This is a genomic window from Kitasatospora sp. NBC_01560 (assembly GCF_045208415.1).
Classification (GTDB): domain Bacteria; phylum Actinomycetota; class Actinomycetes; order Streptomycetales; family Streptomycetaceae; genus Kitasatospora.
Genome location: NZ_CP109364.1, coordinates 637,661 through 650,317, shown reverse-complemented (window position 1 = coordinate 650,317; position 12,657 = coordinate 637,661). Strand labels below are relative to the sequence as shown.

General features: G+C 74.3%; 13 protein-coding genes. 7 read left to right on the top strand and 6 right to left on the bottom strand.

The annotated features are described in order from the left end of the window. Window positions 1-87 precede the first annotated feature (87 nt). Complete coding sequence (locus OH807_RS02695) at window positions 88-399, top strand: hypothetical protein (protein ID WP_406193403.1); 312 nt, start codon at window positions 88-90, stop codon at window positions 397-399. Window positions 400-425: 26 nt separating this feature from the next. Here the strand turns inward: OH807_RS02695 and OH807_RS02690 are convergent, their stop codons facing one another. The 3 genes from OH807_RS02690 to OH807_RS02680 form a co-directional block, all read right to left on the bottom strand. Continuing rightward, complete coding sequence (locus OH807_RS02690; RefSeq protein ID WP_406193400.1) at window positions 426-1,751, bottom strand: cation:proton antiporter; 1,326 nt, start codon at window positions 1,749-1,751, stop codon at window positions 426-428. 4 nt (window positions 1,752-1,755) lie between these two features. Continuing rightward, on the bottom strand, window positions 1,756-2,289 hold the full coding sequence (locus OH807_RS02685; protein WP_406193397.1) for a cation:proton antiporter regulatory subunit: 534 nt from the start codon (window positions 2,287-2,289) through the stop codon (window positions 1,756-1,758). Window positions 2,290-2,555: 266 nt separating this feature from the next. Next, window positions 2,556-2,732 (bottom strand): antitoxin, encoded by a 177-nt coding sequence (locus tag OH807_RS02680; protein WP_406193394.1) that lies wholly within the window; start codon window positions 2,730-2,732, stop codon window positions 2,556-2,558. Between the two features lie 227 nt (window positions 2,733-2,959). Between OH807_RS02680 and OH807_RS02675 the strand changes: the two genes are divergently transcribed. Together OH807_RS02675 and lpdA are read left to right on the top strand one after the other, a co-directional pair. Further along, window positions 2,960-4,465, top strand: a complete 1,506-nt coding sequence (locus tag OH807_RS02675) for a M28 family metallopeptidase (protein WP_406210651.1) — start codon at window positions 2,960-2,962, stop codon at window positions 4,463-4,465. A 265-nt stretch (window positions 4,466-4,730) separates the two neighbouring features. Next, window positions 4,731-6,143: a dihydrolipoyl dehydrogenase gene (gene lpdA, locus OH807_RS02670; RefSeq protein ID WP_406193391.1), complete on the top strand. Its 1,413-nt coding sequence runs from the start codon at window positions 4,731-4,733 to the stop codon at window positions 6,141-6,143. Between the two features lie 73 nt (window positions 6,144-6,216). Here lpdA and OH807_RS02665 read toward each other — a convergent pair whose 3' ends face one another. Together OH807_RS02665 and OH807_RS02660 are read right to left on the bottom strand one after the other, a co-directional pair. Further along, window positions 6,217-6,342, bottom strand: coding sequence for a hypothetical protein (locus tag OH807_RS02665; protein ID WP_406210649.1), 126 nt, complete (start codon window positions 6,340-6,342; stop codon window positions 6,217-6,219). A 344-nt stretch (window positions 6,343-6,686) separates the two neighbouring features. Continuing rightward, a complete protein-coding gene (locus OH807_RS02660; RefSeq protein ID WP_406193388.1) occupies window positions 6,687-7,268 on the bottom strand; it encodes a hypothetical protein in 582 nt (193 codons plus the stop codon). A gap of 161 nt (window positions 7,269-7,429) precedes the next feature. On the opposite strand from OH807_RS02660, the gene OH807_RS02655 reads away from it, so the two are divergent. Next, entirely contained in the window at window positions 7,430-8,362 is a 933-nt protein-coding gene (locus OH807_RS02655) for a hypothetical protein (RefSeq protein WP_406193385.1), read from the top strand. A gap of 76 nt (window positions 8,363-8,438) precedes the next feature. Here OH807_RS02655 and OH807_RS02650 read toward each other — a convergent pair whose 3' ends face one another. Continuing rightward, window positions 8,439-9,002 (bottom strand): TetR/AcrR family transcriptional regulator, encoded by a 564-nt coding sequence (locus tag OH807_RS02650; RefSeq protein WP_406193382.1) that lies wholly within the window; start codon window positions 9,000-9,002, stop codon window positions 8,439-8,441. A 60-nt stretch (window positions 9,003-9,062) separates the two neighbouring features. Here OH807_RS02650 and OH807_RS02645 point away from each other — a divergent pair, with 60 nt between their 5' ends. From OH807_RS02645 to thrS, 3 genes are all read left to right on the top strand, one after another. Next, window positions 9,063-10,244 carry an FAD-dependent monooxygenase gene (locus OH807_RS02645; RefSeq protein WP_406193379.1) on the top strand — a complete coding sequence of 394 codons (1,182 nt, stop codon included), beginning with the start codon at window positions 9,063-9,065 and terminating at the stop codon, window positions 10,242-10,244. A 64-nt stretch (window positions 10,245-10,308) separates the two neighbouring features. Next, window positions 10,309-11,040, top strand: a complete 732-nt coding sequence (locus OH807_RS02640) for a leucine-rich repeat domain-containing protein (protein ID WP_406193376.1) — start codon at window positions 10,309-10,311, stop codon at window positions 11,038-11,040. A gap of 244 nt (window positions 11,041-11,284) precedes the next feature. Next, on the top strand, window positions 11,285-12,607 hold the full coding sequence (thrS, locus tag OH807_RS02635) for a threonine--tRNA ligase (RefSeq protein WP_406193373.1): 1,323 nt from the start codon (window positions 11,285-11,287) through the stop codon (window positions 12,605-12,607). The last annotated feature ends 50 nt before the right edge of the window (window positions 12,608-12,657 follow it).

The window sequence follows — 12,657 nt, the reverse complement described above, 5'->3', positions numbered from 1 at the left end:
GCGGTGTAGACAGTGTCTACTCGGCGCTGCGGGACCCCGGCCGGCACGGCGGACGGACGATGGGCCGCGGCGCGGCAGAATCGGGGCATGGACGAGGGTGGCGACGCGGCGTGCTGGCTGGACCAGGTCTGCGAGGAGTGCGGGCGGCTTCGCGAACGGTCCGGGCCGGGGCGGTGCGAGCACTGCGGGGCGGTCACCGAGCCCGGAGCGGGAGCCGGCCCGGCGGCGGCCGCCTGCACGGCGGCAGCGGCGGAGCTGCGCTCCGGCGCGGGTGACGGCGGCGACAGCAGCACCGAGGCGGGTACGGGTGACGGCGGCGACAGCAGTACCGAGACGGGTACGGGTGAGGGCACCGGCGCCGGCGCCGGTCGTGCGACGGGGGCGGGCCGCACGAGTTGACCCGTCCGACCCGCCCCCGGCCGACGTCAGCGGGGAAGCCCGTTGACCGGCTCGTCGTGCCCCGCGCCGGCCGCCGGCACGGTCTCCACGGCGGGCAGGCCGTCCGGCCCGCCCCGGTCCGCCGGCCCGCCCGGGCCCGCCGTCGGCGGCTCGCCCGCCGGTGGCCACGGCGCGCCGTCGCGCTCGCGTCGGCGCCCGCGCAGCGCGCCGAGCCGCTCCACGGCCGGCTGCGTCCAGCGCGCGGCGAGCGGCCCGGTGACCACCAGGATCAGCACGTACGCGGTGGCGAACGGGCCGAGCTCCGGCTCGATGCCGGCCGTGACCGCCAGCCCGGCGATGACGATCGAGAACTCCCCGCGCGAGACCAGTGCTCCGCCGGCCCGCCAGCGGCCGCGGGTGGCGATCCCGGCGCGGCGGGCGGCCCAGTAACCGGTGCCGATCTTGGTGAAGGCGGTGACCGCGGCCAGCAGCAGTGCGGGGAGCAGCACCGGCGGGATGCTGGTCGGGTCGGTGCTCAGGCCGAAGAAGACGAAGAAGACCGCGGCGAAGAGGTCCCGCAGCGGGCTGAGCAGAGTGTGCGCGCCCTCGGCGGCCTCGCCGGAGAGGGCGATGCCGACCAGGAACGCGCCGACCGCCGCCGAGACCTGGAGCTGCTGCGCGATGCCCGCGACCAGCAGCGTCAGCCCGAGCACGACCAGCAGGAGCTTCTCGGGGTCGTCGTGCGAGACGAACCGTGAGATCACCCGCCCGTAGCGCAGGGCGACGAAGAGCACGGCCCCGGCGGTGGCCAGCGCGATGGCCAGGGTGACGGAGCCGGCCAGCAGGCCGGCGCCGGCCAGGACGGCGGTGAGGATGGGCAGGTAGACCGCCATCGCGAGGTCCTCCAGCACCAGGATGCTGAGGATCACCGGCGTCTCCCGGTTGCCGAGGCGGCCGAGGTCGCCGAGCACCTTGGCGATGACGCCGGAGGAGGAGATCCAGGTGACGCCCGCCAGGACGACGGCGGCCACCGGGCCCCAGCCCAGCAGCAGCGCCGCCGCCGCGCCGGGCAGCGCGTTGAGCAGGAAGTCGACGGCGCCGGCCGGGTACTGCGCCTTCAGGTTGGTCACCAGGTCGGCGGCGGTGTACTCCAGACCGAGCATCAGCAGCAGCAGGACGACGCCGATCTCGGCGCCGGTGGCGACGAACTCCTCGCTGGCGCTGAGCGGGAGAAGTCCGCCCCGGCCGAACGCCAGGCCGCCGAGCAGGTAGAGCGGGATCGGGGAGAAGCCGTACCGGCCGGCTATTCGGCCGAGCAGTCCGAGGACGAGGATGACCGAGCCGAGTTCGATGAAGACGCTCGCCGTGTGCATCCGGTTACCCCCGGTCCAGGATCGCGGCCGCGGCGTCCACGCCCTCGCGGGTGCCGATGACGATGAGGGTGTCCCCGCCGGCGAGTCGGAAGTCCGGTGCGGGGGAGGGGACGGCGCCGGTGCGGCGCAGGACGGCGACGATCGAGGCGCCGGTCTCGGTGCGCATCCTGGTCTCGCCGAGCAGCCGGCCGTTCCAGTGCGAGGCGCCGTCGACGGGCAGCCGCTCGGCGACCAGGCCGAGGTCGGTGGTGTGCAGCAGGCCCGGGTGCGGCTGACCGGCCGTCGGGTGGGCGGCGGCCGCGGGCTGACCAGCGGCAGGGTGACCGGGCATCAGGGCGTCCACCAGGGCGGCGGACTCCTCGGCCGTCAGCCGGAACGCCTGGGAGCAGGCGTCCGGGTCGTCCGAGCGGTAGACGTTGAGGCTGCGTGAGCCGTCCCGGTGCGCGATGACCGACAGGTGCTGCCGTTCTCGGGTGGTGAGGTCGTACTGGACGCCGACACCGGGCAGGGGAGTGGTCCGGACACGGGGGATCGACACGGCGGCTGTCCTCTCGTCAGGGCTTTCCGCGGGCGTGTCAATGGTAATGAATGCGTAAAGTCCCCCTGCTCGGGGGGTGCCGGAGGGGGTGTCCGGGGGTGTCCTGGCGGTGCTCGACCTGCTGTCGTCGACCGCTGCGGGGCCGGCCGGAAGGTGCCCCGCACGCGCGGTGCCCCGGTCCCGGCACGTGCGCTCGCACGTGCGGGGCCGGGGCACCGGGCTGTCCGGGATCGGCCGCCGGGGCGGCCGGGGCCGCGCCGGCGGGGCTACTGGGGCGGCTGGTCGCGGAACTGGTCCTTGATCTTCTCCTGGGCGGTGTCGACCTGGCCGCTGTACTTGCCCTGAGTCCGTTCGTCGGCCATGTCGCCCGCCTTGTCGACGGCCTTGTCGGACTGGCTCTCGTGGCCCTTCAGCATCTGCTTGATCTTCTCCATCATGGACATGCGGTCACACTCCTGGATGAGACGGCCCCACCCCTCCAGCATCGCCGCGGGGCCCGATGTCCGCATCCGGTCAGCTCGCGCGCCAGGGTTGGCAAGCTGGCGCCGGGCATGTCAAATCGAGGTCCCATGATCTGTCGGAAGGACTCGCCTTGAACGCTCGGAGCCGTCGCCCGGCCGCCTCGCCCCGTTCCTCGGCCGCCTCGTTACGGCGTGTCGGGGGTGCCGCGCTGGCAGTCGCCGGCCTGGTCACCCCACTGCTGCTGGTCGGGGCGGGGAGTGCGGCGGCCGACCAGGACCCGGCCCGCAAGGGCGCGAAGCTGGCCGCGAAGCTCGTCGAGGAGAGCAGCGCCCGCGACGCCCGCGACACCCTGCGGGCGCTCCAGCGGATCGCCGACCGCAACGGCGGCAACCGGGTGGCCGGATCCCGCGGCCACGAGGAGTCGGCCCGCTACGTCTACGACGAGGCCCGCCGGGCCGGGCTGAAGGTGTCGAAGCAGGAGTTCGAGTACACCTTCTTCCAGGCGCTCTCGGAGCGGCTGAGCGTGGTGTCCCCGCAGGCCGAGGACGTGCCGGTGATCGCCATGACGTACTCGGTCGGCGGCCCGGCCGCCGGGCTGACGGCCGCGCTGGCGGTCGTCCCGGTGGACGACACCACCGGCTGCGAGGCGGGCGACTACGCGGGCGGCGCGTTCACCGGCAAGGTCGCGCTGATCCGGCGCGGCGGGTGCAGCTTCGCGGTGAAGCAGGCCGCCGCGGCGGACGCGGGCGCGGCCGGCGCGATCGTCTACAACAACGTCGAGGGCGACCTCAACGGCACCCTCGGCGACCCGGCCGCCGGGCGGATCCCGACCGGCGGCATCGCGAAGGCCGCGGGCGAGGCGCTGGCCGCGAAGGCCGCCGCCGGCCCGGTCACCGTCGGCCTGGACATCCGCACGGTCATGGAGAAGCGGAAGACCTGGAACGTGATCGCCGAGACCCGCGGCGGCGATCCGGAGAACACCGTGGTCGTCGGCGCCCACCTCGACTCCGTGGTGGCCGGCCCGGGCATCAACGACAACGGCTCCGGCTCGGCGGGCATCCTGGAGGTCGCCCGGAACGTCGCCGAGCGGCCGGTGAAGAACAAGATCCGGTTCGCCTGGTGGTCCGCCGAGGAGTTCGGCCTCAAGGGCTCCGAGGCGTACGTGAACGCGCTCTCCGAGGCCGACAAGAAGAAGATCAAGCTCTACCTGAACTTCGACATGATCGCCTCGCCGAACTCCGCCCAGTTCGTCTACGACGGCGACGACTCCGACCACGTCGGCTCCGGCCCCGGCCCGGACGGCTCGGCGCAGCTGGAGCGGCACATCACCGACTACCTCGACCGGCGCGGACTCCCGCACGAGGGCACCGACTTCACCGGCCGCTCGGACTACGGCCCGTTCATCGACGCGGGCATCCCGGCCGGCGGCACCGACACGGGCGCGGAGGTCATCAAGTCCGCCGCGCAGGCGGCCCGGTACGGCGGCACGGCCGGCGTGGCGTTCGACAAGTGCTACCACAAGGCCTGCGACAACCTGGGCAACCTCGACATGAAGGCCTTCGACACCAACATCGACGTCATCGCCGACTCCGTGGGCACCTACGCCTGGGACCTCTCCGGCCTGCACGCGCCGGTGCCGCCGCAGCACACCGACGGCCAGGCGGGCAGTGGCGGCGGCCTGCACGAGGGCCACGCGCACGAGGTCGACGCCTGATCCTCCGGAGTCGATCCCGTGCGGGCCGCCGGGCCCGGGGCGCCCACCGCCCCGGGCCCGGCGGCCGCGCGTCGGCGGGCGGCCATGCGTGGGCGGCCGCGCGTCGGGCGGCCCTGCGTGGGCGGCCGTGCGTCGGCGGGCGGCGCGCCGGGCCGGGCGTGCCTGCTCCACCGTCCGGCCGGGGCCCGGTGGGTGGGTCGCCCGACCGCCTGACACCATGGCACCGAGATCACGTCACCGTGACACCCTCGGAGGAGTCAGCACCATGAGCAGCACGCACTACGACGTCGTCGTCCTGGGAGCGGGCCCCGGCGGCTACACCGCGGCCGTCCGCGCCTCGCAGCTGGGCCTGCGCACGGCCGTCATCGAGGCGAAGTACTGGGGCGGCGTCTGTCTGAACGTCGGCTGCATCCCCTCCAAGGCGCTGCTGCGCAACGCGGAGCTGGCGCACATCTTCACCAAGGAGGCCAAGACCTTCGGCATCAAGGTCGAGGGCACGGTCAGCTTCGACTTCGGCGAGGCCTTCCGGCGCAGCCGCACCGTCGCCGACGGCCGGGTCAAGGGCGTCCACTACCTGATGAAGAAGAACGGCATCACGGAGTACGACGGCCGCGGCACCTTCGTGGACGACCGCACCCTCCAGGTGGCGCTGACCGCCGGCGGCTTCGAGATGGTCACCTTCGACCACTGCGTCATCGCCGCCGGTGCCACCACCCGGCTGCTGCCCGGCACCAGCCTCAGCGACCGCGTGGTCACCTACGAGGAGCAGATCCTCACCGAGGAGCTGCCCGGCAGCATCATCATCGCGGGCGCCGGCGCGATCGGCGTCGAGTTCGCCTACGTGCTGCACAACTACGGCGTGAAGGTCACCATCGTCGAGTTCCTCGACCGCATGGTGCCGCTGGAGGACGCCGAGGTCTCGGCCGAGCTGGCCAAGCAGTACCGCAAGCTCGGCATCGAGGTGCTCACCTCCACCCGGGTCGACTCGATCGACGACAAGGACCCGGCGGCGAAGGTCCGCGTCACCGTCACCACCAAGGACGGGCAGCAGCAGGTGCTGGAGGCCGACAAGGTGCTCCAGGCGATCGGCTTCGCGCCGCGGGTGAACGGCTACGGCCTGGAGAACACCGGGGTGAAGCTCACCGAGCGCGGTGCCATCGCCGTCGACGGCCGCGGCCGCACCAACGTCGGGCACATCTTCGCGATCGGCGACGTCACCGCCAAGCTGATGCTCGCCCACGCGGCCGAGTCGATGGGCGTCATCGCCGCGGAGACCATCGCCGGGGCCGAGACGATGGAGCTCGACTTCGTGATGATCCCGCGCGCCACGTACTGCCAGCCGCAGATCGCCAGCTTCGGCCACACCGAGGCGCAGGCCCGCGAGCTCGGCTACGACGTCAAGGTCGCCAAGTTCCCCTTCACGGCGAACGGCAAGGCGCACGGCCTCGGCCACCCGATCGGCTTCGTCAAGGTGATCAGCGACGGCAAGCACGGCGAACTGCTCGGCGCCCACCTGATCGGCCCCGAGGTCACCGAGCTGCTGCCCGAGCTGACCCTGGCCCAGCAGTGGGACCTCACCGTGCACGAGGTCGCCCGCAACGTCCACGCCCACCCGACGCTGGGCGAGGCGGTCAAGGAGGCCGTCCACGGCCTGGCCGGTCACATGATCAACATGTGACCGGGACGCTCCCGCGCCCGGCTCCCGGGCCCGCCCGCCCACCGCGACGGCGGCGGGCGGGCTCGTGGGTCGGTCAGTACACGTGGAGCCCGTGGGCGTCCAGCGCCTCGGCGACGGGCTGGTAGAAGGTGGTGCCGCCCGCCGTGCCGTTGCCGCTGCCGCCCGAGGTGATGCCGAGCGCGAGGGTGCCGGTGTACAGGGGGCCGCCGCTGTCGCCGAGGTCGGCGCAGACGTCGGTGCGGATCAGGCCGCGGACGACGCCCTCCTCGCCGTAGTTGACGGTGGCGTCGAGCCCGGTGATCCGCCGGTGGTGGGTGCCCGTGGTGGGTGCCGGTGGTGGAGCCGGTCCTCGTCACCGGCAGCTCCAGCAGCGGGACGGCCACCCCGGTGATGTCGACGTCCCCGGCCGTGCCCGGTGCGGGCACGGCCGGGTTGTCGTGGCGGAAGAGCCCGTAGTCGTCACCGGGGAACGCGGAGACCTCGGTGGGCCCGGTCTCGACCGTGCGGCCGCCCGTCAGGGGGCGGGCAGCGGCAAAAGGATGCTCATCGGGCGGCGGCCGCCCCGGCCACGGCCGCGTGCCGGGCGCGGGCGAACGCCGGGTAGCGGGCGGTGAACACGAGCGGCAGGGCGAACGTGGCGACGGTGAGCAGGGTACGGGCGGCACCCGCCTCCGGCCGGTAGTGGCGCAGCAGCACGCCGCCGACGCCGGAGAGGGTGAACGCGGCCGCCCACACCGTGGTGATGACGCGGTTGATCCGCAGGAACAGCGGGCTCTGCCAGAGGTGTTCGGGCGCCTGGGTGCGGGCGATGCCGAGGGTGAACGGCCGGCCGAGCACGAGCGAGCCCCAGGCGGTGGCCGCGAGCCAGAGCGAGGACAGCGGCGGCCCGTAGTGGGCGAGGAAGGCGGAATGCGGCGCGGCGAACGCGGCGCAGGTGTAGGCGGCGAGGAACAGCACGGCGCCGGCCTCGATCACCTGTGCGTCCCACCCGCGGCCCGCGCGGCGCTGGGCCACGACGAGGACGACGGCCAGGACGAGGCCGGTGAGCGCGGCCCAGCGGAGGTCGACCGTGCCGGTGAGCACGGCGACGGCGATCCACGGGACGAAGCTGCGGAGGTGACCCATGACGGTGTTTCCCCTTGTGGTCGTGCGGGTCGGTGATGGTGCGCGCCGGCTGCGCATCCCTGCGCCCGGCGCGCTCCCTCAGCCTGCCCGTCACCGGTCGGTGGCGGAACGGGGAGAGGGTGCAAGACTTCGTGCAGGAAACTGCACGGACGGGGGCGGCGATGAGTCTTCAGGGCCTGGGCCTGACACATGACCAGGAGCGCGTCTACCGCTACCTGCTGCGTACCCGGCAGACCGACCCCGACACGGCCGGCGCGGACCTCTCCATGCCCGGCCTGCGTCCCGTCGTGGCGGAGCTGCAGGCCCTGGGGGTGGTCGACGCGAGGCTGGTGCCGCTCCCGCCCGCGGCCGCCGTCGACCTGCTGGTGCGCCGGCGGGTCGAGCGCACCTCGCGCGAACTGGCCCGGCTGGACGAGGCGTTCGACGTGGTGCGGGAGCTGGCGGAGGAGGCGCGCCGCGGACACCCGGTCGAACTCGTCGAGCGGATCCAGGACAACGCGGAGGTGACCCGCCGGATCGCCGCGATCCCCGGCCGCTTCGAGACGATGAACGCCAAGCGCCTGCCGTGCGGCCGGTCGGCCTACCTCGACGAGGCGGCACGCCGGCGCTTCCGGCGCAAGCTGGCCGACGGGCTGGTCTCCCGGACCATCTTCGGCACGGCCGCCCTGGACCAGCCCGAGCAGATGGCCTACGCCCGGTACTGGCACGGGCAGGGGGACCTGCACCGCGTGACGGCCGAGCCGTTCGGTCAGCTGTTCGTCGTCGACCGGCGGGTCGCCTTCGTGCGCCTCGACCCGGAGCGGCCGGAGTCCGACACCCTGCAGATCTGCCAGCCCGGGATCGTGGCAGCGCTGGTCGACCTCTTCGAGCGGCTGTGGGCGCGCGCCACCGACCTCGACCGGCTCGACCTCAGCGCCACCGAGGCCGCCGTCCTGCGCACGCTGAGCGAGCACGGCAAGGACGAGACCGCGGCCCGCGAGCTGAACATCTCGCTGCGCAAGTACCGGGCCCACGTGGCGGACCTGATGGCGCGGCTCGGCGCCGTGACGCGCTTCCAGGCGGCCCTGCGCGCGAAGGAACGCGGCTGGCTCTGACCGGCGCCGGCCAGGTGGTCGGGCGGGCGGGTGGGCGGGCGGTCGGGTTCGCGGGCAGCCGCCGGCCGGGCCGCGGCTACGGGCGCAGGCCGTCGAGGAGCACGGTGAGGTAGGCGTCGGCCAGCTCCGGGGACGGCGGGCTGGTCCGGGCGACGGCCAGCGCGGTGCGGCCGATCAGCGTCGTGGTGAGGGCCGGGTCGAGGTCGGTGCGGACGGCGCCGTCGCGCTGCGCGCCGCCGATCATCGTCTCCACGGCGTCCATCAGCCGGGCGCGCAGGGCTGTGGTGGCGGGCAGCTCCAGGCCGTCCAGCTGCTCGCTGATGGCGTGGTGCGCGGTCTGGAAGGCGATCAGCTCCCGGAGGAAGGTGCGCAGCGCCTGCGCGGGGGTGCTGGTGGCGAGCAGGTCGTCGGCGCGTCGGACGACCGGCTCCAGCAGGCGGGAGACGGCGCTGTCGAGCAGGGCGTCCTTGCCGCCGAAGGTGCGGACGACGGTCGCGGCCCCGAGGCCGGCGCGCCTGGCGATGGCGTCGACGGTGAGGGAGGCGCCCGGCTCGGCCAGCAGGGCCGTCGCGGCGTCCAGGGCGCGGTCGCGGTTGCGGACGGCATCGGCACGGCGTCGGGTCCCGGCGGGTGTTGACAACTGGAACGCCCCTTCCACATACTCAAACTGGAACGTGCATTTCACTTAGTCTAGCGCGACGTGGAGAGCCCTGTGAACGACCGGATCCTGATCTGCGGAGCAAGTATCGCCGGACTGACGCTGGCCCACTGGCTGGCCCGGCACGGCTTCCGGCCCACCGTCGTCGAACGGTCGCCCGGCCTGCGTACCGGTGGCAACGGCGTGGACGTGCGCGCGGACGCGCTCGCGGTGGCCGGGCGGGCCGGTCTCCTCCCGGAGGTCCGCGCGCTGGCCACCGACGTGCGGGGCATCAAGTTCGTCGACACCGCCGACCGGGCGCTCGCCCGGGTCGACCTGCACGACCCGGACTCCGTCGAGATCATGCGGGGCGACCTGGTCGCGCTGCTGCACGCGGCCACCGACGCCGAGATCCTCTTCGGCGACCCGGTCCGCCGGCTGGCCCAGGACGACGACGGCGTGACCGTCACCTTCGACCGGGCCGCCGCCCGCCGCTTCGACCTGGTCGTCGGAGCCGACGGCCTGCACTCCACCGTACGGCGCCTCGCCTTCGGGCCGGACGCGGAGTCCGTCCGGCACAAGGGTCACTACTTCGCGTTCGCCGACGCCGACCCGGCGCTCGGCGAGGACCGCTGGGTGACCATGTTCAACACGCCGGGCCGGATGGCCGGGATCTACCGCTCGGGCAACCACGCCCGGGCCAAGGCGTACTTCATCTTCCGCTCCCCGGCACTCGGCCACGACCACCGGGACCGCGCCGCGCACAAGCGGCTGCTCGCCGCGGAGTTCGCCGGTGAGACCGCGTGGCGCACCGGGGACCTGCTCGAATCGGCCCTGGCCGACCCGGAGTTCTACTTCGACGCGCTCGCCCAGGTGCACCTGCCGGCCTGGTCCGCCGGCCGGGTCGCGCTCGTCGGCGACGCGGCCTGGTGCGCCTCCCCGGCCTCGGGGGCGGGCGCGGAACTGGCCATGGTCGGCGCCTACCGCCTGGCCGGGGAGCTCGCCGCCGCCGGCGGCGACCACCACCGCGCCTTCGCCCGCTACGAGGCCGCCCACCGGCCGCTCGTCCGGCGGAAGCAGCAGATCGGGCCGAACGTCCGCCTCATGGTGCCCAGGACCGCCGGCGGCCGCCGCGTTCGCGACGCCCTGGCCCGCCTGCCGCTGATGCGGGTGGCCGGCACCGTGGAGCGCCGGCTGGCGGCCGGGAACGCCCGCCCGCTGCGCGACTACCGGCCGGGCGGCTGAAGGAGGTGCCGGGTGGGGCCTCCGCCGCCCACCCGTCCGGTGGCCCGGCGAGCACAATGACCGGATGACCGACGTGACCCTCAACCTCTGGCGGCAGCGGGCCGACGGGGTGCCCGACCTCCTCCGGGACGGTGCCGACCTCACCGTGCTGATCCTCGCGGAGACCGGCCTGACCGAACTGCCGCCCGGGATCGGCCGCCTGAGCCGGCTGCGCACCCTCGACCTCGGGCACAACGCGCTCACCGCCGTCCCGGAGGAGCTCGGCGAGCTGACCGGCCTCTCCGACTTCCTCTACCTGCACGACAACGCCCTCACCCGGCTGCCGGACAGCCTCGGCCGGCTCACCGCGCTGCGCTACCTCAACGTCGGCGAGAACGGCCTGACCGAACTCCCCGACACCCTCGGCGCGATGGCCGGCCTGGTCGAACTGCGGGCCCAGCGGAACCGGCTCACCGCGCTGCCCGAATCGCTCGGCCGGCTCGGCGCCCTGCGGGAACTCTGGTTGCGCGGCAACGCGTTGACCGCACTGCCGGCCTCCACCGCCCGCCTCAGCGGGCTGCGCGAGCTCGAACTGCGGGAGAACGCCTTCACCGAGGTGCCGCCGCAGCTCGCCGGGCTTCCCCTGCTGCGCCGCCTCGACCTGCGGAGCAACCGGCTCACCGCGCTGCCCGGATGGCTGGCCGACCCGGCCGCGCTGCCTGCCCTGGAGAAGCTCGACCTGCGGTGGAACGACGTGACACCGCCGCCCCGGCTGCTCGCGGCCCTCGCCGGGCGGGGGTGCGAGGTGCTGCGCTGAGCGCGTGCGGGCGTGCGGGCGCGCCGGGCGGCGGCTGCTCGCGGGCGCCGGAAAACCGGTCGCGGGGTGCGCCGGTGTCCGGTTAGCGTGGCAGGCATGAAGCGCGCTGCAGTCGTTCGGACGACGACGCCGGAGAGAGTCCCGGCGCGCTGACTGCTGATTTGGTCCGAAGCCCCGGGGCGAGTGCCCCGGGGCTTTGTCGTACCGGTCCACTCGCCCGCACACATTCGAGTGGAGCCCCGAGATGAACCGCAACCCCGCCGCCGCGGGCCCCGCCGCCGCACAACCCGCCGCCGCAGACCCCGGCACCGACCGACCCGCCGCCGCGCACGCTGCCGCCGACCACCGCCGGCTCGGGCGGGAGCTGGACCTGTTCGACACCGACCCGCTGATGGGCGCCGGTCTGCCGTACTGGCTGCCCGACGGCGCTGCCGTCCGGCACGCCCTGGAGGAGTTCGTCCGCGGGTGCGAGCGCCGGGCCGGCTACCGGCACGTCTACTCCCCGGTGCTCGGCAAACGCGAGCTGTACGAGATCTCCGGGCACTGGGCGCACTACCGCGACGACATGTTCCCGCCGATGGACCTCGGCTCCGAGCAGGTCGTGCTGCGCCCCAGCCTCTGCCCGCACCACGCCCTGATCTACCGCTCCCGTGCCCGCAGTTACCGCGAACTGCCACTGCGGATGGCCGAGTTGGGCGGCATGTACCGCGCCGAGCTGTCGGGCGTGCTCGGCGGTCTCACCCGGGTGCGGGCGATCCAGCTGAACGACGCGCACGTCTTCTGCACCCCCGAACAGGCCGCCGACGAGGCGGTGGCCGCGCTGGAGCTGATCGGCGAGGCGCACCGCGCGCTCGGCATCCGCCCCGTCCGCCACCGCCTCTCGTTGCCCGGCCCGGGTGGCAAGTACGTGGCCGACCCGGCGCTCTGGGAGCGGGCCACCGCGCTGCTGACCGACGTCCTGGAGCGGTCCGGGGTGCCGTTCGAGGCGGCGGAGGGCGAGGCGGCGTTCTACGGCCCGAAGATCGACGTCCAGATCGCCGACGCGGCCGGGCGCGAGTCCACCCTCTCCACCGTGCAGATCGACTTCCACCAGCCGGAGCGGTTCGGTCTGCACTACATCGGCGCGGACGGCGCCAAGCACCGGCCGGTGATGGTCCACCGCAGCGTCATCGGCAGCGTCGAGCGGGTGGTCGCGCACCTGATCGAGCTGTACGGCGGCGCGTTCCCGGCCTGGCTCGCCCCCACCCAGCTCGTCCTGCTGCCGGTCTCCGAGGCGGAGCTGCCGCAGGCCGAACGGCTCCGGCAACGCTGCCTCGACCAGGGGTTGCGCGCCGAGATCGCCGGGCCCGGGCACGGCAGCCTCGGCGCCCGGATCCGGCAGGCCCGGCTGGTGCCGTACCAGGCGGTGATCGGCCCGAAGGAGGCCGCCGCCGGGCAGGTGGCCCTGCGGCTGCGGGACGGGCGCCGGCTCGACCCGGCACCGGCCGAGGAGGTGCTGGCCCGGATCGGGGCCCTGGTGGCGGCGTGCAGTGCCGAGCTGTGGGAGGCGGCCGGCGCCCGCGGTTGAGCGCAGGACCGGCCCGGCCGGGTCCGACCCCGGCCGGGCCGGTCCGGACC

Excerpts from the sequence above, each read along its gene's own strand:
- OH807_RS02695 (WP_406193403.1), top strand. The coding sequence starts at position 88 with ATGGACGAGGGTGGCGACGCGGCGTGCTGGCTGGACCAGGTCTGCGAG.
- OH807_RS02690 (WP_406193400.1), bottom strand. The coding sequence starts at position 1,751 with ATGCACACGGCGAGCGTCTTCATCGAACTCGGCTCGGTCATCCTCGTC.
- OH807_RS02680 (WP_406193394.1), bottom strand. The coding sequence starts at position 2,732 with ATGTCCATGATGGAGAAGATCAAGCAGATGCTGAAGGGCCACGAGAGC.
- lpdA (WP_406193391.1), top strand. The coding sequence starts at position 4,731 with ATGAGCAGCACGCACTACGACGTCGTCGTCCTGGGAGCGGGCCCCGGC.
- OH807_RS02660 (WP_406193388.1), bottom strand. The coding sequence starts at position 7,268 with ATGGGTCACCTCCGCAGCTTCGTCCCGTGGATCGCCGTCGCCGTGCTC.
- OH807_RS02655 (WP_406193385.1), top strand. The coding sequence starts at position 7,430 with ATGAGTCTTCAGGGCCTGGGCCTGACACATGACCAGGAGCGCGTCTAC.
- OH807_RS02640 (WP_406193376.1), top strand. The coding sequence starts at position 10,309 with ATGACCGACGTGACCCTCAACCTCTGGCGGCAGCGGGCCGACGGGGTG.
- thrS (WP_406193373.1), top strand. The coding sequence starts at position 11,285 with ATGAACCGCAACCCCGCCGCCGCGGGCCCCGCCGCCGCACAACCCGCC.